Annotated in this window: 2 protein-coding genes; both read left to right on the forward strand. The window is 33.6% G+C overall.

Going from position 1 to position 1,481, the window contains the following annotated elements; genetic code table 11:
- The first annotated feature begins 234 nt into the window (after positions 1 to 234).
- The gene (locus K737_RS01140; RefSeq protein ID WP_006300971.1) at positions 235 to 1,005 is read left to right on the forward strand and encodes a hypothetical protein; all 771 of its coding nucleotides are present in this window, start codon (positions 235 to 237) and stop codon (positions 1,003 to 1,005) included.
- A 321-nt stretch (positions 1,006 to 1,326) separates the two neighbouring features.
- Complete coding sequence (locus K737_RS07395) at positions 1,327 to 1,464, forward strand: IS630 transposase-related protein (RefSeq protein ID WP_006289957.1); 138 nt, start codon at positions 1,327 to 1,329, stop codon at positions 1,462 to 1,464.
- Positions 1,465 to 1,481: the final 17 nt, after the last annotated feature.

Raw genomic sequence — 1,481 nt, forward strand, 5'->3', positions numbered from 1 at the left:
TAACGGGCCTTACACAAGAAATTGCTTACAAAAAAACAGTCAGAGCGCCTTTCTATTCATCTTTGTATTCATACTTCACAAGGGGGCTCAGGTGGATCAAAGATAAACTCTTATTCTTTGATTTCAGCGATCTTTTAAACTACCTGAAAAAAAGTGTGGGGGAGTATGACTTAATTTGACACTTTATTTATTTGTGATAATATAAAGAATAAATTAATTATTTTGATCGTAATCGTGAGCCGTTCTTTACGTTATAAAGAAAAAAATTATTCTCAGTCCAAGCCAGTGCTCTGGAAACGGTATTTTTTACTGGTAGTATGTGGATTTATGGGGGGCGGATTGAGTGTATTAGGGTATTATTTTTTTTCAGTTTCGCAAAAAACGTCAGTTCCTGTCGTTCAAGGGTACGATTTTCCTGTTAGAACTTATGTTGCGCCTCAAGAGGAAAAAAATGTTCAAAAAATTTATGATTTAGATCAAGAGGAAGCACCAATAGTAGAAAAAATTTTACCTTATCAAGACTTTTCAAAAACTCCTGGTGAAAAAAAGTCAGATCCGGATTCTAATTCTCAAAACTTAAGTACAGAATCAAGCTCAAATTCTTATCCTAAAGACAAGAATTCACTTGAAGAGTCTTGTAAGAGAGATGAAAAAAAGAAAGCTTCTTCTGACGGTAGCGCTTTGGTCAAAGAAGTTTCTCCTAACGTATTGAATAAACAGCCACCTTCTAGCAGCCTTGAGAAAAAAGAAGCAGCACCTGTGCATCTAGAAGAGGCCAAAAAAGCAAGCCTTTCTTCTTGCGAACGCGCACAAATAGGTCCGGTATTTTCAGATTTAGCTCAGGCCAAGGAATTTTTAATAAAACTTAAAGCAAAAGCAGAAGGATATGATTTTGTTGTACAATGCAAGGCAGTAAAGGGAAAAAAGTTATATCGTGTGGTTACAAAAAAAGCATTAACGCCTCAAGAAATAAAAAAACTTTTAAAGCTTACGCCTTCTCTTTAGAATTTCAGTTTTATTCGTGTAAAACCAATGTATAAAATGCATGCATTAAAAAGATATACATGGGTATTCCGGTACATACAAACAAGGTCCTATTGCCCAAAATTCCAAAAAATAGTAGCTCTCTTTTATACCTATAAAGAATAAGTATTACTTAGCCTTTATTATAGAGGTTAGAATAAAATACGAAAAAATAAAAGATTATAAAGAAGGAGAGTTTCGAAGACTAATCGGCGTAAGTCACTCTACATTTAAAAAGATGATAGGAATACTATAGTAATTTAGGTTGAATTAGGTTTGATTTTTTGTTAAAATAAAAGGAAAATGACAAAGAGCTACAGCAACGATTTAAGACAAAGAATAATAGAATATTTAGATGAGGTGGGCGGGTATATTGAAGCATCGCAACCATTTAAAATAAGTGTATCAGCGGTAGTCATGTGGCATAGAAAATTGGAATAGAAAATACAGACAAGAAG

The sequence above is a fragment of the Holospora undulata HU1 genome, from assembly GCF_000388175.3.
GTDB classification, from domain to species: Bacteria; Pseudomonadota; Alphaproteobacteria; order Holosporales; family Holosporaceae; genus Holospora; species Holospora undulata_A.

Bases quoted from the DNA above. Each gene is read 5' to 3' on its own strand.
- K737_RS07395 (WP_006289957.1), top strand. From the start codon at position 1,327: ATGACAAAGAGCTACAGCAACGATTTAAGACAAAGAATAATAGAATAT.